The sequence below is a fragment of the Enterobacter cloacae complex sp. 277I4 genome (assembly GCF_050031465.1).
Classification (GTDB): Bacteria; Pseudomonadota; Gammaproteobacteria; order Enterobacterales; family Enterobacteriaceae; genus Enterobacter; species Enterobacter cloacae.
Window position 1 is genome coordinate 2,842,515 of the sequence record NZ_JBLGWC010000001.1, and the last position, 15,983, is coordinate 2,858,497.

Consider the following 15,983-nt stretch of genomic DNA (forward strand, 5'->3'; position numbering starts at 1 on the left):
GAAGAAAAAATGACGACATTACTTAACCCGTATTTTGGTGAGTTCGGCGGGATGTACGTTCCGCAGATCCTGATGCCCGCACTGCGCCAGCTGGAAGAAGCGTTTGTGAGCGCACAGAAAGATCCAGCGTTTCAGGCTGAATTTACCGACCTGCTGAAAAACTACGCGGGCCGTCCAACAGCGCTGACCAAATGCCGTAACCTGACTGCCGGCACCAAAACCACGCTGTACCTCAAGCGTGAAGACCTGCTGCACGGCGGCGCGCATAAAACCAACCAGGTGTTAGGACAGGCACTGCTGGCAAAACGGATGGGCAAAACCGAGATCATCGCCGAAACCGGCGCGGGTCAGCACGGCGTGGCATCAGCACTGGCCAGCGCCCTCCTCGGCCTGAAATGCCGTATCTATATGGGGGCGAAAGACGTTGAGCGTCAGTCTCCGAACGTATTCCGTATGCGTCTGATGGGCGCAGAAGTGATCCCAGTTCACAGTGGTTCTGCCACGCTGAAAGATGCCTGTAACGAAGCGCTGCGCGACTGGTCTGGTAGCTATGAAACCGCGCACTACATGCTCGGCACAGCCGCTGGTCCGCACCCGTTCCCGACTATCGTGCGTGAATTCCAGCGCATGATTGGCGAAGAGACCAAAGCGCAGATCCTTGAAAAAGAAGGCCGTCTGCCGGACGCGGTGATTGCCTGTGTGGGCGGGGGATCAAACGCCATCGGGATGTTCGCTGATTTTATCGACGAAACCCGTGTTGGCCTGATCGGCGTGGAGCCAGCGGGTCACGGGATTGAAACCGGTGAGCACGGCGCTCCGCTGAAACATGGCCGCGTGGGGATCTACTTCGGCATGAAAGCGCCGATGATGCAGACCGATGAAGGTCAGATTGAAGAGTCGTACTCCATCTCTGCCGGTCTGGATTTCCCGTCCGTCGGGCCACAGCATGCGTTCCTGAACAGCACCGGACGCGCGGACTACGTCTCCATCACCGATGACGAAGCGCTGGAAGCGTTTAAGACGCTGTGCCGCAGCGAAGGGATCATACCGGCGCTGGAGTCCTCGCATGCTCTGGCGCATGCGCTGAAAATGATGAAAGAAAACCCGGAAAAAGAGCAACTGCTGGTCGTTAACCTTTCCGGTCGCGGTGATAAAGATATCTTCACCGTTCACGATATTCTGAAAGCACGAGGGGAAATCTGATGGAACGCTACGATAACGCATTTGCACAACTGAAATCCCGCCAGGAAGGCGCGTTCGTTCCCTTCGTAACCCTGGGCGATCCGGGCCCGGAACAGTCGCTAAAAATTATCGACGCCCTGATTGAAGCCGGTGCCGATGCGCTGGAGCTGGGGATCCCGTTCTCTGACCCTCTGGCGGATGGCCCGACCATTCAGAACGCCACTCTGCGTGCCTTTGCCGCGGGCGTAACCCCAACGCAGTGTTTTGAGATGCTTGCCGCGATCCGTCAGAAGCACCCGACCATTCCGATTGGCCTGCTGATGTATGCCAACCTGGTCTTTAACCGCGGAATCGACGAATTTTATGCCGAGTGCGCGCGGGTCGGCGTTGACTCCGTGCTGGTGGCCGACGTCCCGGTTGAAGAATCTGCACCGTTCCGCCAGGCTGCTATGCGTCATAACGTGGCGCCGATTTTCATCTGCCCGCCAAACGCCGATGACGAACTGCTGCGCCAGATTGCCTCTTACGGCCGTGGTTACACCTACCTGCTCTCCCGCGCGGGCGTGACGGGTGCTGAAAACAAAGCCGCGCTGCCGCTGCATCATCTGGTTGAAAAACTGGCTGAATACCACGCAGCACCTCCGCTGCAGGGATTCGGCATTTCATCCCCGGATCAGGTTACGGCGGCAATTGACGCAAAAGCGGCAGGCGCGATCTCCGGCTCTGCTATCGTCAAAATCATTGAGAAGAACGTGGACAAACCCGATCAGATGCTGGCTGAACTCAAAGCATTTGTTACGGCGATGAAAGCCGCAACGCGTAAAGCCTGACCCTTCCACCGTCTGGCGACTCAGCCAGACGGTCTTCCTCTTATATTCCTGCTATCACTTAAGCGTTACGCCAAAATTGATCCCATCGATATTTTCGGCGTCAATGGCTTTTCAAACCTTGCCGTAAGCGTATGATTTGGTCTCTTTTCGGCTTTAAACCTTCTGAGTTCAGAGGCTTACTCATGTCATGGCAATACTTCAAACAGACTTACCTGGTTAAGTTCTGGTCACCAGTACCGGCCGTCATCGCGGCGGGGATCCTTTCCACCTACTATTTCGGCATTACCGGCACCTTCTGGGCCGTGACCGGCGAATTCACCCGCTGGGGTGGGCAACTGCTGCAGCTCGCTGGCGTACATACCGAGGAGTGGGGTTACTTTAAGCTTATTCATCTGGACGGCACGCCGCTGACCCGTATCGACGGTATGATGATTATCGGCATGTTCGGGGGGTGTTTTGCCGCCGCGCTGTGGGCTAACAACGTTAAGTTGCGAATGCCTAAAAGCCGGATACGCGTTATGCAGGCGATTGTCGGCGGCATGATTGCCGGATTCGGCGCCCGTCTGGCGATGGGGTGTAACCTGGCCGCTTTCTTTACCGGCATTCCACAGTTTTCGCTGCACGCCTGGTTTTTTGCTGTCGCCACGGCGATTGGCTCTTACTTTGGCGCGAAGTTTACCCTCCTGCCGCTGTTCCGCATTCCGGTCAAAATGGTGAAGGTCAGCGCTGCCTCGCCGCTGACGCAAAAGCCTTCTCAGGCGCGTCGTCGTTTTCGTCTCGGCATGCTGGTCTTTTTCGCCATGGTCGCCTGGGCGCTCTGTACGGCGCTCAACCAGCCTAAGCTGGGTCTGGCCATGTTGTTCGGTGTCGGTTTCGGCCTGCTGATAGAACGTGCGCAGATTTGCTTCACCTCGGCGTTTCGCGATATGTGGATCACCGGCCGTACAATGATGGCCAAAGCGATTATTGCGGGTATGGCGGTAAGCGCCATTGGCATCTTCAGCTATGTGCAACTGGGTGTTGAGCCGAAAATCATGTGGGCTGGTCCGAACGCGGTGATTGGCGGTCTGCTGTTTGGCTTCGGAATTGTACTGGCTGGCGGGTGTGAAACCGGCTGGATGTACCGCGCGGTTGAAGGTCAGGTGCATTACTGGTGGGTAGGTCTGGGGAACGTCATCGGCTCCACCCTGCTGGCCTGGTACTGGGACGATTTGTCTCCGGTGCTGGCCACGAACTGGGACAAGGTGAATCTGCTCAGCACGTTTGGCCCGCTCGGCGGGCTGCTGGTGACCTACGCCCTGCTGCTGGTCGCTTTTTTACTGGTTGTCGCGCAAGAGAAACGCTTCTTTCGCCGTGCCACGGTTAAACCTGAACCCCAGGAGAATGCAGCATGAAAGAGATTGTGCCTGACTACCGCCTTGATATGGTCGGTGAACCGTGTCCTTACCCGGCTGTCGCTACGCTTGAAGCGCTCCCGCAGCTTCAAAAAGGGGAAATTCTGGAAGTGGTGAGCGACTGCCCGCAGTCCATCAACAACATTCCTCTGGATGCCAAAAACCACGGTTATACCGTACTGGATATTCAGCAGGATGGCCCGACCATTCGCTATCTTATCCAGAAGTAAACCGCCAGGTGACGGGGGGCGTCCCCCCGTCAAAAAAGCTGCCTCACCTCCCATTTTGATGGCGAATACAGCGCCACTGAAAATGGTAGCACTACACTTAAAGTGGATAAAAAACAAACAGGAGGTGAGGTATGTTTAATTCAATTTTAGTCCCTGTCGATATCTCTGAAAGTCGTCTGACCGAACAGGTGATTCCCTATGTTCAGGCAAACGCAGCAATCGGTAACGGTAAAATCCATTTTCTGACGGTAGTGCCTTCTTTCCCTTACTATTCATCGCTTGGGCTGGCGTATTCGGTTGAAATGCCAAAGCTGGCGGAGATTCAGGAGGAAGCCCTTACGAAGCTCAAAGAGATGGTTAAGCAGTTCAATTTACCTGCCGATCGTGTGGAGACACACGCCATCTCAGGTGCGCCTAAAGATCAGATCCTGAAGCTGGCTGACAGTATCAACGCAGACCTTATTATCATTGCGTCCCATCGACCGGATATCACAACCTACCTTTTAGGTTCAAACGCGGCGGTTGTGGTACGCCATGCAAAATGCCCGGTGCTGGTTGTACGCTAGCGAGGCTGGTGAGAAACTTAAGCCCCGGAATCCCGGGGCTGATTTAAATCGTTGTACAATAAAATAATTTCGATAAACGGACTTAACAATGAAAAAAGTAGTGATGCTGATATGCCTTGCCACAGCAATAACGGGCTGTGCCCCTCTCGCGCCTGAAGGTTGTCAGAAGAAAACCGCTCTCGACTCGTGCTCCTATAAGCAGTCCGGTAAAGTCTCCGATAAGGATATCTATGGTCAACAGGCTGCCGCGATAAAGAAAGCGCTGGACTCGGCGCTGACCGATCCGCACGCCTGGAATGGTAAGCGATGCAACATGCATCTCGACTTCACCGTCGACGGGCTACTGCAGAACCTGGAGATAAAAGGCGGAGACAAAGCGTATTGCCAGGCTTTAGCCGACGCGGCAACACGGGCCACCTTCCCGCCCTTCACAGACGAGCGTGTATTTCAGGATATGGGTTCTGCCCGCTGGAACATGGAGGGGCAACCGTAGAGGTAAGCCGCTAGAAAGACTGGCCATGTTCTGGCCAGTCCCGGAAAGTAGAATCAGAAACGATAACCTGCAGAGAACATAAATACCCATGGATCCAGACGGGTACTGATGCTTTGTTGCTGTCCGCCTGCCTTGAAGCGGACATCGGTATCGATATCCATATACCAGACCGAGGCGTTAATTAACCAGTCGCGGTTAATGAGATAGTCCATCCCCACCTGTCCTGCCACGCCCCATGAATCTTTCAGACTGAGATCGGTCAGTCCGGCCTCTTTACCGGTATCGTTAAAATTCTCATCAAAGAAGGTTGTGTAGTTCACGCCTGCGCCAATATAGGGACGCAGTTTGCTGCTTGAGTCACCAAAGTACCACTGCGCCATCAGCGTTGGCGGCAGATGATGCACCGTGGCGATATCACCGGTTGGGCCTAAACCAACGCGATGACGGAATGGCGTCGCTGCCAGAAGCTCAACGCCAATGTTATCCGTCGCCATATACGTGAATGTTAAACCTAACTGGGTGTTGTTGCTGACGTTGAAGCCGCCCATTCCCAGCACGTTATCAGAACCTTCAGTTGGACGTACCGTTGCCGAACCGGCACGAATAAAGAATTCACCTGCTTCATGCGCATACGCGCCGCCAGAGAGACTGCTTAAGATAAGGGCTGCCACCGCTAATTTTTTCATATCCGCTCCATCGTTGTGGTTTTAGCTGCGGATGAGAATATACTCACAAATGAGTAATAAGTGATCTGTCACAGATCACATTAAAACCAGTAACTTAACATTCATTGATCTGGGTTAATTTTTGGTGACACACCGTAAGGCCAAAAGTTGTTCTTACGTCAATTTTTGGCATTTCCCGGTTACAAAATTTTCTGTTTCCCCCCTCTTGCTCTTCGAATGGCGGCTGGATAATTTAGCGCTCTCACAATGTGATTTGATGCGTTCTTTTTTGCAGGTGTGCCATGAGTGATATGAACCCGTGCATGACGTGCGGAGCCTGTTGTGCGTATTTTCGAGTCTCTTTCTACTGGGCCGAAGCCAGCGATGGCGGCGGCACCGTTCCGGTTCATCTCACTGAACCGTTATCCCCTTTTCTGCGCTGCATGAGCGGTACAAATCAAAAGCAGGCCCGCTGTGTGGCGTTACAAGGCGAGCCAGGCGTGTCGACCCGCTGCTCCATCTATGAGGATCGCCCCAGCCCGTGTCGGGACTTTGCGATGTCTGGCGAAGAGGGTCAGGTCAACGAAGCCTGTAATCGCGCCCGCGCGCGCTTCGGATTACCGCCGCTTTACAAAGATATGCTTTTCCATACAAGCCTTGATGCTGCCACGACCGCGTTATCCGGTGTACAATTGCCGGCTAATTAACACCTGCAATACTCAAGGAGAGTGCATGTCTATCACGGCGAAGTCTGTCTACCGTGACACGGGAAACTTTTTCCGCAATCAGTTCGTAACCTTTTTACTGATCGCGTTGTTATGCGCCTTTATTACGGTGGTGCTGGGTCACGCGTTCTCTCCGAGTGACGAACAGATCGCTAGCCTGAGCCAGGGCGACCATCTTGCAGGGAGCGTGGGGTTGTTTGAGCTGGTGCAAAACATGACGCCAGAGCAGCAGCAAATCCTGCTGCGGGCCTCTGCGGCATCGACTTTCTCTGGACTGATCGGCAATGCCATTCTCGCGGGCGGTGTTCTGCTGATGATCCAGCTGGTTTCTGCAGGCCATCGCGTCAGCGCCTTACGGGCGATCGGTGCCAGCGCGCCGGTATTGCCTAAGCTGTTTATCCTCATCTTTTTAACCACCCTGCTGGTGCAGATGGGGATCATGCTCGTTGTGGTTCCAGGCGTGCTGCTGGCTATCGTCCTCGCGTTCGCTCCGGTGATGGTGGTGCAGGACAAAATGGGGATCTTTACCGCCATGCGCAGCAGCATCAAACTGGCATGGGCCAATATGCGCCTGGTGGCACCGGCCGTAATTAGCTGGCTGCTGGCCAAAACGCTCCTGCTGCTGTTTGCCCCAAACTTTGCAGTCTTAACGCCGAACGTCGGTGCGGTGGTAGCCAACACGCTGAGTAATCTGATTTCAGCGATACTGCTGGTTTATCTGTTCCGCCTGTATATGTTAATTCGTCAGTAATCCTGTGGCGGGGTGCAGCGCAGCACCCGGCCACACACAGAAGATGGAATCACAGAATGAAGCAGTTTCTTGATTTTTTACCGCTGGTCGTGTTTTTCGCGTTTTATAAGCTGTATGACATTTATGCAGCCACGATGGCGCTGATCGTTGCTACCGCTATCGTGCTGATCTACAGCTGGGTTCGCTATCGTAAAGTCGAAAAAATGGCTCTGATTACGTTCGCACTGGTGGCCGTGTTCGGTGGCCTGACGCTGTTCTTCCACAATGATGAATTCATTAAATGGAAAGTCACCGTGATTTACGCGCTGTTTGCCGGTGCGTTGCTGATCAGCCAGTGGGTAATGAAAAAGCCACTGATCCAGCGCATGCTGGGTAAAGAGCTGACGCTGCCACAGGAAGTATGGTCCCGTCTGAATATCGCCTGGGCGCTGTTCTTTATTCTTTGCGGCCTGGCGAATATCTACATCGCCTTCTGGCTGCCGCAGAATATCTGGGTCAACTTCAAGGTCTTTGGCCTGACGGCGCTGACGCTCATCTTCACTCTGTTAAGCGGTGTCTATATCTACCGGCACATGCCGCAGGATGATAAACACTGATGAATCCCCGACCAGAACGTGCACAACAGGCGTTCTGGTCTATTCTCTCCTGCCAAAAATCATAGTAGCATCCCGCCTGAAGTCTTCAGTTACGAGTTTAAAACAATGACAACAAATGACGCCCCTCAGGGCGAACTGGTTTTACGCACACTGGCAATGCCTGCGGACACGAATGCCAATGGCGATATTTTTGGCGGCTGGCTGATGTCGCAAATGGATATGGGCGGCGCAATTCTGGCAAAAGAGATCGCGCATGGTCGCGTTGTGACCGTCCGGGTGGATGGGATGACCTTCCTGCGCCCGGTCGCGGTGGGTGATGTGGTCTGCTGCTATGCACGCTGCGTCAAGCGCGGTAATACTTCCATTTCCATTAACATTGAAGTCTGGGTGAAAAAGGTCTCATCTGAACCGATTGGACAGCGTTATAAAGCAACAGAAGCGCTGTTTATTTATGTGGCAGTCGATAGCGAGGGCAAACCCCGCCAGCTGCCTCAGGCCTGATCGTCAGACATAAAAAAGCCTCCTTGCGGAGGCTTTTCTTATTCCATCTGCGCCCCGCCGTTCAGGCGGAAAACAATATTAACGATCAACCCACTGCCTGGTTTGCCTGGCTCATAACGCCATCTGCGCATCGCCGATTTCACTTCACGCTCAAACATATTTGAAGGCTGAGCAGACAAGATTTCCACGTTATCAACACGCCCGTCCGGGGTGACGTCAAATTTGACCCGCACGCGACCTTCAATGCGCAACGCCTGAGCACGAGGAGGATATTGCGGCTGGTTGCGGCTCACGGCGCGCGGGCCAGCGGGCGCGGTTGGCGTCGGTTTTGCGGTCGTGGGCGTGTTATTCATCAACGGACGCGAAGGCGCTGTGTTTTCTACCCTCTGCGTAGCGCGTGGTTCAACCGGGCGTTCTTCCCGTTTAGGGCGCTCCTCCACCTTTTTCACCGGTTTTGGTTTCGGCTTAGGCTTCGGTTTGGGTTCGGGCTTATGGATCACCACCGGCGCTTCCTTTGGTGGCTCCGGAACCGGCTCAGGTTCTGGTTCTGGCTCCGGCTCAGCAACCGGCTGCGGCGGTGGTGCAACCTGCGGCGGCTCAAGATCCGCAGGCGAGACCATCGTCACTGAAATGGGCTGCGAAGGCGCTGGCATTTCAATAACCTGATGAACCGAGGTATAGAGCAAACCCGCCACGACAGCACCGTGAATCACGACAGAAAGCAGCGTCGGCCAGGGAAAGCGGCGAGGTAAATCAAGGGTCATCGAAGTCATAATCATCAACGTTAAAAAACCGAACCCTGATTTTAAATGCAAATAGCAATCATATTCAATAAGACACTTTGTTCTGGCGCAATTTAGGCGCGGGAGAGGCCAAAAAAGAGGCATTCAGATCAGGGTATTAACATTGTTTTTATTTTACATTGCAGTCAGTTGTCCTTTCACATAACGTAACTGACACTTTTAATGGTTAAGGAGCTTCACCGTGTTTTACGTGATTTACTCTGAAGATGTCGCTGATTCCCTGGAAAAACGCCAGTCTGTACGCCCTGCTCACCTCGCACGCTTACAGTTGCTACAGGATGAAGGGCGTTTACTGACTGCGGGCCCTATGCCAGCCGTCGACAGCAACGATCCGGGTGCTGCCGGTTTTTCTGGCTCCACGGTGATTGCCGAGTTTGAATCCCAGGAGGCCGCTCAGGCCTGGGCCGATGCCGATCCGTACGTTGCTGCGGGTGTTTATGCGAAAGTGACGGTTCGACCGTACAAGAAAGTGTTCTGATACCAAAAAGGCTCCCTCAGGAGCCTTTCTTTCAATCAATGCAGCGATGCTAACCGCGCCGCAAACCCGACAAACAACAGTCCTATCAGGCCGTTCCCCAGCTTTGCCAGTTTCTTTTTCGTTTTCAGATAACGTGTGACAAAAGCGCCTGAGAAGATCAGGAAGCTCATATACATAAAGCTTATTAGCTCAAGCGTGGTCGCGAGGATCAGGAAAGAGGTACCGGTATTCTTCGCATTCACATCGATAAACTGAACAAAGAACGAGACGTAGAACAGAATCGCTTTCGGGTTCGTCAGGCTCAATACCAGCGAGCGTTTCATGATCATGCTGGCAGGCTCGGTACCGCTTTCATGTGTATTATTCTGACGGGTAATGACCGACCAGAGCATTTTACCGCCCAGCCACAGCAGATAAAAAGCACCTAAATAACGTACGATATTAAACAGTACCGGTGTGGTCTGAATTAACGCGGCAACGCCCGCCCAGGCCAGGAACATCAGTACGGCATCGCCGATAAACACGCCGGTGGCGGCGAGATACCCTTTTTTAACGCCGTGACCAATCCCGGTTTTCAGCACAAATAAAGTATTCGGCCCTGGCACCAGCACAATAAAAAATGCGCCGACAACGTATGTCCAGAAATTCAGTACGCCAAACTCCGCAAACACTTCTCCCTCCTTTTGCTCAACACAACAGGAATAGCGCTGCAAAGACGCTATTCCCAACAACCATACGCCATAAAATCATTGGGCACCTTGCGGTGCCCTGATGGTTCTCAGAAATCCTGGACTGCGAACAGCAACGCATTGCGGTGCCGGGTCATTCCACATTTCCTGATGGCGTGTATACGCATATTGCGGCGGGATTGTGCTTCCAGCCAACGAGCCTTACGACGGTTCACCTGTCGCAACATGCGCCAGCGCCCTACTTCAGTTCTACTGCGCTTCATGTCTACAACTCTTTCTCTAAAAGAGAGGCCATTATAAACCCAACCCTGCAGCAAACCAGCGCTTTTACCTGGCGTTTTTATTTGCCAGATGATTCCTGATGCGTACACTCATAACAATACGCTTTCAAAAGGATTTTTTTACCTATGACAACCTTCTACACCGTGGTGAGTTGGCTGGTCATTCTGGGATACTGGCTGTTAATCGCGGGTGTGACATTGCGCATCCTGATGAAGCGCAGAGCCGTACCCTCTGCCATGGCCTGGCTTCTTATAATTTATATCCTGCCGCTGGTAGGAATTATTGCCTATCTCTCTTTCGGTGAACTTCATCTGGGCAAGCGTCGTGCCGAGCGTGCCCGGGCCATGTGGCCTTCCACCGCCAAATGGCTGAGCGATCTCAAAGCCTGTAAACACATCTTCGCAGAGGAAAACAGCAGCGTTGCCTCCTCATTATTTAAACTGTGTGAACTCAGACAAGGTATTGGTGGGGTAAAAGGCAATCAGCTCCAGCTGCTGACCTCTTCTGATGACGTCATGCAGGCCTTGATCCGCGATATTCAACTGGCTCGTCACAATATCGAGATGGTGTTCTATATCTGGCAGCCCGGCGGGATGGCAGACCAGGTGGCGGAATCGCTGATGGCTGCCGCACGTCGTGGCATTCACTGCCGTTTGATGCTCGACTCCGCAGGCAGCGTCGCCTTTTTCCGTAGCCCCTGGGCAGGGATGATGCGTAATGCCGGCATCGAAGTGGTCGAGGCGTTAAAGGTCAATTTACTGCGCGTTTTCCTGCGCCGGATGGACCTTCGCCAGCACCGCAAGATGATCATGATCGACAACTATATTGCCTATACCGGCAGCATGAACATGGTTGATCCCCGCTTCTTCAAGCAGGACTCGGGGGTCGGCCAGTGGATTGACCTGATGGCAAGGATGGAAGGACCGATTGCCACCTCCATGGGGATTGTCTATTCCTGCGACTGGGAGATAGAAACCGGTAAGCGTATTCTCCCGCCGCCACCGGATGGCAATATCATGCCCTTTGAAGAGGCCAGCGGACATACCATCCATACCATTGCCTCCGGGCCGGGTTTCCCGGAGGATTTAATCCATCAGGCGCTGCTGACCGCCACTTACGCGGCGCGTGAATATCTGATCATGACCACCCCGTACTTCGTTCCGAGCGATGACCTGCTGCACGCAATCTGCACCGCAGCACAGCGCGGTGTCGATGTCAGCATCATTCTGCCACGCAAAAATGACTCGCTTCTGGTGGGCTGGGCCAGCCGCGCGTTCTTTAGCGAACTGCTTGCCGCCGGGGTAAAAATCTACCAGTTTGAAGGCGGGCTCCTGCATACCAAAAGCGTCCTCGTGGACGGTGAGTTAAGTCTGGTGGGCACGGTAAACCTGGATATGCGCAGCCTGTGGTTAAACTTTGAAATCACGCTGGTCATTGATGATGCCGGATTCGGCGGAGACCTGGCGGCGGTACAGGACGATTATATCTCCCGTTCGCGCCTGCTGGATGCCCGGCTGTGGGTAAAACGTCCGCTGTGGCAGAGAATTGCTGAACGACTGTTTTACTTCTTTAGTCCGTTGCTGTAAAACGTGCCCAACGATGTTTAACAGGTAGTCATCATGGAAATGGATCTGAACAATCGCCTGACCGAAGACGAAACGCTCGAGCAGGCCTATGACATTTTTCTCGAACTGGCGGTTGATAACCTCGATCCCGCAGATGTGATCCTCTTTAATCTGCAGTTCGAAGAGCGCGGCGGCGCGGAGTTATTCGACCCTGCAGAAGACTGGGCTGAGCACGTGGATTACGATCTCAATCCTGACTTCTTTGCCGAAGTGGTGATTGGGCTGGCAGATGAAGATGGTGGCGAAATTAATGACATCTTCGCCCGCGTGCTGCTCTGCCGCGAGAAAGACCATAAGCTGTGCCATATCATCTGGCGCGAATAGTAAAAGGCTGCGGATGCAGCCTTTTTTGTTTAATCCGGTAGCGCACTCCCGCAACGGTTACAGAAGCGGGCGTTAAGCTCATGTTCAGCCTGGCGACAACCCGGACATTTTCGCTGCTGTTTGCGGCTCTGAAATGCGCTGCTCATATGGGTTGTGATAAGACCTGTCGGAATGGCAATCACCGAATACCCAATCAGAATCAGCACCGATGCGACGATACGTCCAAGCGGCGTATGCGGCGTGATATCCCCGTAGCCAACGGTCGTGACGGTGACAATGGCCCAATACACAGAGGCATTCAGCGTTGTGAAGCCATATTTTGGCCCTTCTATCAGGTACATCAACGCACCGAAAACAATCATGACGATCGCGATAAACGAGTAAAACAGAATGAGCTGATGCCGGGCACTGACTATTGCGCTCCAGAAGACCCGCAGAGACGGCATAAAACGCAGCAATTTCAGAATACGTAATACACGAATAACGCGCATCGCCCGCCATGCAAAGACATAGCTCAGGCTAATCTCCGGCCACAACCACATGACGTAGAGCGGCAGGACGGTGGCTAAATCGATAAATCCCCAGAAACTGAAAACATATCTCGCCGGGTTGGGCCAGCAGACGACCCGCAGCAGATATTCGGCAGTAAAGACCAGGGTAATAATCAGTTCGATCCAGACAAATATATGCCATTCATCATAGGTCAGGTGATACTGCGTCCCGGCTCCCGATTCAAAGAAAATAACCACCACGCTGATGAGTGCAAACAGCCCGCAGATCCCTTCGAAGCGGCGTCCGGATATCGTTTTAGGATCGAATAAAAAATGATAAAGCCGCCGACGGGCAGAGGTGAATAGACTCGACACGGTAACCTCGCAAAAAATAAGGGCTGACATCATGTCAGCCCTTGCGATTATAACGGGTCTACTTTCAGGCAGGAAACCGCATGTCGGAAACTGCCTTCCAGAACCGGTCGTGTTTTCGCACACTCCGGCCCGGCCAGTGGGCATCGCGTACGGAACACGCAGCCTGATGGCGGATTAATCGGCGACGGCAATTCGCCTTCCAGCAGTTGGATGGTTTTATTTTTTTCCAGATCGGGATCGGGAATTGGCACCGCGGACATCAGCGCTTTGGTGTAGGGGTGCAGTGGATTGTGGTACACCTCATCATAGGTGCCCAGCTCCACGGCATGGCCCAGGTACATAACCAGTACGCGGTCAGAAATGTGCTTCACCACCGCCAGGTCGTGCGCAATGAAGATCAGCGACAGCCCCATCTCACGCTGTAGCTTCTGCAGCAGGTTAACCACCTGCGCCTGAATCGACACGTCCAGCGCGGAGACAGGCTCATCGCAGATGATCAGCTTCGGCTCAAGGATTAACGCGCGGGCAATACCGATACGCTGACACTGGCCGCCGGAGAATTCGTGCGGATAGCGGTTGATGAGGTTTGGCAGCAGCCCCACTTTCATCATCATCGCCTTAACACGATCGCGTACTTCCTGACGTGGCATCTTCGGATGATAGGTCCGCAGCGGCTCGGCAATGATTTCACCAATGGTCATACGCGGGTTTAAGGACGCCAGCGGATCCTGGAATATCATCTGGATATCGCTGCGTACGTCGCGCCACTCTTCGGGCTTCATCCCCAGCAGATCTTTACCCAGCCATGCCACTTTACCACCGGTCGCTTTCACCAGACCGATAATGGCACGCGCAAAGGTCGATTTACCGCAGCCGGACTCACCCACCACGCCCAGCGTTTCCCCTTCATACAGACGAAGCGTTACGCCATCCACAGCTTTCAGGGTCTTGGGCGGCTGCCAGAACCACTGTTTACCGTCTTTGATGTCGAAATGCACTTTAAGATCGGCAATTTCGAGCAGCACATTTCTTTTTTCATCTAATGCGTTCATACCAGCTCCTCCTGCGGCTTAAAGCAGGCGCGCAGACGGCCTGGTGCAAACTCTTCCAGCGGCGGAGCGCTGTTACAAATCTCCATCGCGTGCGGGCAGCGCGGCTGGAACGGGCAGCCTTTCGGCAGGCGCAGCAGGTTTGGCGGGTTGCCCGGAATGGTCAACAGGGATTCCCCTTCCGCATCAAGACGTGGCACCGCATTCAACAGGCCGATCGAGTACGGATGCGCAGGCTGATAGAAAACATCGCGCGCTTTGCCATATTCCATCGTACGACCAGCATACATCACCAGCACTTTGTCACAGATACCGGCAACCACGCCCAAATCGTGGGTGATCATGATAATCGCCGTGTTGAACTCACGCTTAAGCTCGTTCAGCAGGGTCATGATTTGCGCCTGGACGGTCACATCCAGCGCGGTGGTCGGTTCATCGGCAATCAGCAGTTTTGGACGACACAGCAGCGCCATGGCAATCATCACACGCTGACGCATACCGCCAGAGAACTCATGCGGGAACATGCGCATGCGCTTACGCGCCTCTGGCATTTTTACCGCATCGAGCATTTTAACGGACTCTTCAAAGGCTTCGGCTTTGCTCAACCCTTTGTGCAGCATCAGGACTTCCATCAGTTGCTCACCGACGCGCATGTACGGGTTCAACGAGGTCATCGGATCCTGGAAAATCATTGAAATCTGCTCAGCACGCAGCTTGTTCAGCTCGTGTTCAGGCAGGTTGAGGATCTCACGTCCGTTGAATTTGGCGGATCCGCCAATTACACCGTTTGCGGCCAGCAGCCCCATCAGCGCGAACGCCGTCTGAGATTTCCCGGAGCCGGATTCGCCCACGATACCCAGCGTTTCACCCGCGCGCAGGTTGAAGTTGAGATCGTTTACGGCGGTGACATCCCCGTCCGGCGTCTTAAAGGTGACGCGGAGATCGTTTACATCCAGCAGAAGGTCACTCCGCTGTTGCGCCTGTGGCGCGGTTGCCGTTTCAATAATTGTCATGACGGCGCTCCTTAACGGTCTTTCGGGTCGAGGGCATCACGCAGGCCATCGCCGATAAAGTTGAAACAGAACAGGGTCACGACCAGGAAACCCGCCGGGTATAACAGCAGCCACGGTGAAACTTCCATTGAGTTTGCGCCATCGCTCAACAGCGCGCCCCAGCTGCTCAGCGGCTCTTGCGTGCCCAGCCCAAGGAAGCTCAGGAAGGATTCAAACAGGATCATGCTTGGTACCAGCAGTGAGGCATACACCACCACCACGCCCAGCACGTTAGGAACAATGTGGCGGACAACGATATTTCCTGTCGATACACCCCCCACCTGCGCCGCTTCGATAAACTCTTTGCGTTTAAGGCTCAGCGTCTGGCCACGTACGATACGCGCCATATCCAGCCAGGAGACCATGCCGATGGCCACGAAGATCAACAGGATGTTCTGGCCGAAGAAGGTCACCAGCAGGATCACGAAGAACATGAACGGGAAGGAGTTTAAAATCTCCAGCAGACGCATCATGACCGAGTCCACTTTCCCGCCGAGATAGCCGGAGAGCGAGCCATAGAGCGTGCCGACGATCACGGCCACCAGCGCTGCAGCAATCCCCACCATCAATGAAATACGGCCACCAATGGCGACGCGGACCAGCAGGTCACGGCCGGACGAGTCCGTACCAAAGTAGTGGCCGGACTCCATATCCGGCGCGCTGGACATCATGCCCCAGTCCGTATCGAAATAGGTGAATTGCGAGAGCATCGGCGCCAGGGTCACAAACAGCGCGATCAGCACCAGAACAACCAGACTGGCGACCGCTGCGCGGTTATGCATAAAGCGACGGCGGGCGTCCTGCCAGAGGCTACGCCCTTCGACTTCCAGTTTTTCACTGAAGTTTTCCAGCGCCTCGCTGTTTTTCTTACTCAACATCATG

At 54.0% G+C, this 15,983-nt stretch carries 21 protein-coding genes; 13 read left to right on the forward strand and 8 right to left on the reverse strand.

Features of this window, described 5'->3' with window-relative positions; all coding sequences use genetic code 11:
- The first annotated feature begins 9 nt into the window (after positions 1 to 9).
- The 6 genes from trpB (at position 10) to ACQG19_RS13835 (ending at position 4,695) form a co-directional block, all read left to right on the forward strand.
- Positions 10 to 1,203: a tryptophan synthase subunit beta gene (trpB, locus tag ACQG19_RS13810; RefSeq protein ID WP_013096356.1), complete on the forward strand. Its 1,194-nt coding sequence runs from the start codon at positions 10 to 12 to the stop codon at positions 1,201 to 1,203.
- Positions 1,203 to 2,012: a tryptophan synthase subunit alpha gene (gene trpA, locus ACQG19_RS13815; RefSeq protein ID WP_040022190.1), complete on the forward strand. Its 810-nt coding sequence runs from the start codon at positions 1,203 to 1,205 to the stop codon at positions 2,010 to 2,012. Before trpB ends, trpA begins: the two co-directional genes overlap by 1 nt.
- A gap of 182 nt (positions 2,013 to 2,194) precedes the next feature.
- A complete protein-coding gene (gene yedE / locus ACQG19_RS13820) occupies positions 2,195 to 3,406 on the forward strand; it encodes a selenium metabolism membrane protein YedE/FdhT (protein WP_029883576.1) in 1,212 nt (403 codons plus the stop codon).
- The gene (yedF, locus tag ACQG19_RS13825; RefSeq protein WP_013096288.1) at positions 3,403 to 3,636 is read left to right on the forward strand and encodes a sulfurtransferase-like selenium metabolism protein YedF; all 234 of its coding nucleotides are present in this window, start codon (positions 3,403 to 3,405) and stop codon (positions 3,634 to 3,636) included. Before yedE ends, yedF begins: the two co-directional genes overlap by 4 nt.
- Before the next feature lie 131 nt (positions 3,637 to 3,767).
- Entirely contained in the window at positions 3,768 to 4,202 is a 435-nt protein-coding gene (uspF, locus tag ACQG19_RS13830; RefSeq protein WP_013096287.1) for a universal stress protein UspF, read from the forward strand.
- Between the two features lie 88 nt (positions 4,203 to 4,290).
- Positions 4,291 to 4,695 (forward strand): cell envelope integrity TolA C-terminal domain-containing protein, encoded by a 405-nt coding sequence (locus ACQG19_RS13835; protein WP_038419776.1) that lies wholly within the window; start codon positions 4,291 to 4,293, stop codon positions 4,693 to 4,695.
- 53 nt (positions 4,696 to 4,748) lie between these two features.
- Here the strand turns inward: ACQG19_RS13835 and ompW are convergent, their stop codons facing one another.
- Complete coding sequence (gene ompW, locus ACQG19_RS13840) at positions 4,749 to 5,381, reverse strand: outer membrane protein OmpW (RefSeq protein WP_246931661.1); 633 nt, start codon at positions 5,379 to 5,381, stop codon at positions 4,749 to 4,751.
- A gap of 281 nt (positions 5,382 to 5,662) precedes the next feature.
- On the opposite strand from ompW, the gene ACQG19_RS13845 reads away from it, so the two are divergent.
- From ACQG19_RS13845 to yciA, 4 genes are all read left to right on the forward strand, one after another.
- A complete protein-coding gene (locus tag ACQG19_RS13845) occupies positions 5,663 to 6,067 on the forward strand; it encodes a YkgJ family cysteine cluster protein (RefSeq protein ID WP_058650762.1) in 405 nt (134 codons plus the stop codon).
- Between the two features lie 25 nt (positions 6,068 to 6,092).
- Positions 6,093 to 6,836, forward strand: a complete 744-nt coding sequence (locus ACQG19_RS13850; RefSeq protein ID WP_013096283.1) for a YciC family protein — start codon at positions 6,093 to 6,095, stop codon at positions 6,834 to 6,836.
- A 56-nt stretch (positions 6,837 to 6,892) separates the two neighbouring features.
- Complete coding sequence (locus tag ACQG19_RS13855; protein ID WP_013096282.1) at positions 6,893 to 7,432, forward strand: septation protein A; 540 nt, start codon at positions 6,893 to 6,895, stop codon at positions 7,430 to 7,432.
- A gap of 105 nt (positions 7,433 to 7,537) precedes the next feature.
- Positions 7,538 to 7,933, forward strand: a complete 396-nt coding sequence (gene yciA / locus ACQG19_RS13860; RefSeq protein WP_013096281.1) for an acyl-CoA thioester hydrolase YciA — start codon at positions 7,538 to 7,540, stop codon at positions 7,931 to 7,933.
- A gap of 38 nt (positions 7,934 to 7,971) precedes the next feature.
- On the opposite strand, the gene tonB is transcribed toward yciA, so the two are convergent.
- Positions 7,972 to 8,697, reverse strand: a complete 726-nt coding sequence (gene tonB, locus ACQG19_RS13865) for a TonB system transport protein TonB (RefSeq protein ID WP_246931902.1) — start codon at positions 8,695 to 8,697, stop codon at positions 7,972 to 7,974.
- Between the two features lie 220 nt (positions 8,698 to 8,917).
- Between tonB and ACQG19_RS13870 the strand changes: the two genes are divergently transcribed.
- A complete protein-coding gene (locus ACQG19_RS13870) occupies positions 8,918 to 9,214 on the forward strand; it encodes a YciI family protein (RefSeq protein WP_008502794.1) in 297 nt (98 codons plus the stop codon).
- 35 nt (positions 9,215 to 9,249) lie between these two features.
- On the opposite strand, the gene leuE is transcribed toward ACQG19_RS13870, so the two are convergent.
- Entirely contained in the window at positions 9,250 to 9,885 is a 636-nt protein-coding gene (gene leuE / locus ACQG19_RS13875) for a leucine efflux protein LeuE (RefSeq protein WP_013096278.1), read from the reverse strand.
- A gap of 107 nt (positions 9,886 to 9,992) precedes the next feature.
- A complete protein-coding gene (locus ACQG19_RS13880) occupies positions 9,993 to 10,166 on the reverse strand; it encodes a YciY family protein (protein WP_086528096.1) in 174 nt (57 codons plus the stop codon).
- Between the two features lie 144 nt (positions 10,167 to 10,310).
- Here ACQG19_RS13880 and cls point away from each other — a divergent pair, with 144 nt between their 5' ends.
- Both cls and ACQG19_RS13890 read left to right on the forward strand, forming a co-directional pair.
- Positions 10,311 to 11,771 carry a cardiolipin synthase gene (gene cls, locus ACQG19_RS13885; RefSeq protein WP_020690926.1) on the forward strand — a complete coding sequence of 487 codons (1,461 nt, stop codon included), beginning with the start codon at positions 10,311 to 10,313 and terminating at the stop codon, positions 11,769 to 11,771.
- Positions 11,772 to 11,804: 33 nt separating this feature from the next.
- Positions 11,805 to 12,134, forward strand: a complete 330-nt coding sequence (locus ACQG19_RS13890) for an HI1450 family dsDNA-mimic protein (RefSeq protein WP_013096276.1) — start codon at positions 11,805 to 11,807, stop codon at positions 12,132 to 12,134.
- 29 nt (positions 12,135 to 12,163) lie between these two features.
- Here ACQG19_RS13890 and ACQG19_RS13895 read toward each other — a convergent pair whose 3' ends face one another.
- Genes ACQG19_RS13895 through oppC form a run of 4 tightly spaced genes read right to left on the reverse strand, consistent with a single transcriptional unit; the run spans position 12,164 to position 15,982 of the window.
- Positions 12,164 to 13,033: an ion transporter gene (locus tag ACQG19_RS13895; protein ID WP_020690925.1), complete on the reverse strand. Its 870-nt coding sequence runs from the start codon at positions 13,031 to 13,033 to the stop codon at positions 12,164 to 12,166.
- A gap of 14 nt (positions 13,034 to 13,047) precedes the next feature.
- Entirely contained in the window at positions 13,048 to 14,052 is a 1,005-nt protein-coding gene (oppF, locus tag ACQG19_RS13900; protein WP_020690924.1) for a murein tripeptide/oligopeptide ABC transporter ATP-binding protein OppF, read from the reverse strand.
- Positions 14,049 to 15,062: an ABC transporter ATP-binding protein gene (locus ACQG19_RS13905; protein ID WP_013096273.1), complete on the reverse strand. Its 1,014-nt coding sequence runs from the start codon at positions 15,060 to 15,062 to the stop codon at positions 14,049 to 14,051. Before ACQG19_RS13905 ends, oppF begins: the two co-directional genes overlap by 4 nt.
- Positions 15,063 to 15,073: 11 nt before the next feature.
- Positions 15,074 to 15,982 (reverse strand): oligopeptide ABC transporter permease OppC, encoded by a 909-nt coding sequence (gene oppC, locus ACQG19_RS13910; protein ID WP_013096272.1) that lies wholly within the window; start codon positions 15,980 to 15,982, stop codon positions 15,074 to 15,076.
- Position 15,983: the final 1 nt, after the last annotated feature.

Coding starts and splice junctions, on each gene's coding strand:
- ACQG19_RS13880 (WP_086528096.1), bottom strand. CDS start 10,166: ATGAAGCGCAGTAGAACTGAAGTAGGGCGCTGGCGCATGTTGCGACAG.
- ACQG19_RS13835 (WP_038419776.1), top strand. CDS start 4,291: ATGAAAAAAGTAGTGATGCTGATATGCCTTGCCACAGCAATAACGGGC.
- ACQG19_RS13890 (WP_013096276.1), top strand. CDS start 11,805: ATGGAAATGGATCTGAACAATCGCCTGACCGAAGACGAAACGCTCGAG.
- ACQG19_RS13845 (WP_058650762.1), top strand. CDS start 5,663: ATGAGTGATATGAACCCGTGCATGACGTGCGGAGCCTGTTGTGCGTAT.
- ACQG19_RS13905 (WP_013096273.1), bottom strand. CDS start 15,062: ATGACAATTATTGAAACGGCAACCGCGCCACAGGCGCAACAGCGGAGT.
- yciA (WP_013096281.1), top strand. CDS start 7,538: ATGACAACAAATGACGCCCCTCAGGGCGAACTGGTTTTACGCACACTG.
- tonB (WP_246931902.1), bottom strand. CDS start 8,697: ATGACCCTTGATTTACCTCGCCGCTTTCCCTGGCCGACGCTGCTTTCT.
- ACQG19_RS13895 (WP_020690925.1), bottom strand. CDS start 13,033: ATGATGTCAGCCCTTATTTTTTGCGAGGTTACCGTGTCGAGTCTATTC.
- yedE (WP_029883576.1), top strand. CDS start 2,195: ATGTCATGGCAATACTTCAAACAGACTTACCTGGTTAAGTTCTGGTCA.
- trpA (WP_040022190.1), top strand. CDS start 1,203: ATGGAACGCTACGATAACGCATTTGCACAACTGAAATCCCGCCAGGAA.
- cls (WP_020690926.1), top strand. CDS start 10,311: ATGACAACCTTCTACACCGTGGTGAGTTGGCTGGTCATTCTGGGATAC.
- oppF (WP_020690924.1), bottom strand. CDS start 14,052: ATGAACGCATTAGATGAAAAAAGAAATGTGCTGCTCGAAATTGCCGAT.
- uspF (WP_013096287.1), top strand. CDS start 3,768: ATGTTTAATTCAATTTTAGTCCCTGTCGATATCTCTGAAAGTCGTCTG.
- yedF (WP_013096288.1), top strand. CDS start 3,403: ATGAAAGAGATTGTGCCTGACTACCGCCTTGATATGGTCGGTGAACCG.
- ACQG19_RS13855 (WP_013096282.1), top strand. CDS start 6,893: ATGAAGCAGTTTCTTGATTTTTTACCGCTGGTCGTGTTTTTCGCGTTT.
- oppC (WP_013096272.1), bottom strand. CDS start 15,982: ATGATGTTGAGTAAGAAAAACAGCGAGGCGCTGGAAAACTTCAGTGAA.
- trpB (WP_013096356.1), top strand. CDS start 10: ATGACGACATTACTTAACCCGTATTTTGGTGAGTTCGGCGGGATGTAC.
- ompW (WP_246931661.1), bottom strand. CDS start 5,381: ATGAAAAAATTAGCGGTGGCAGCCCTTATCTTAAGCAGTCTCTCTGGC.
- ACQG19_RS13850 (WP_013096283.1), top strand. CDS start 6,093: ATGTCTATCACGGCGAAGTCTGTCTACCGTGACACGGGAAACTTTTTC.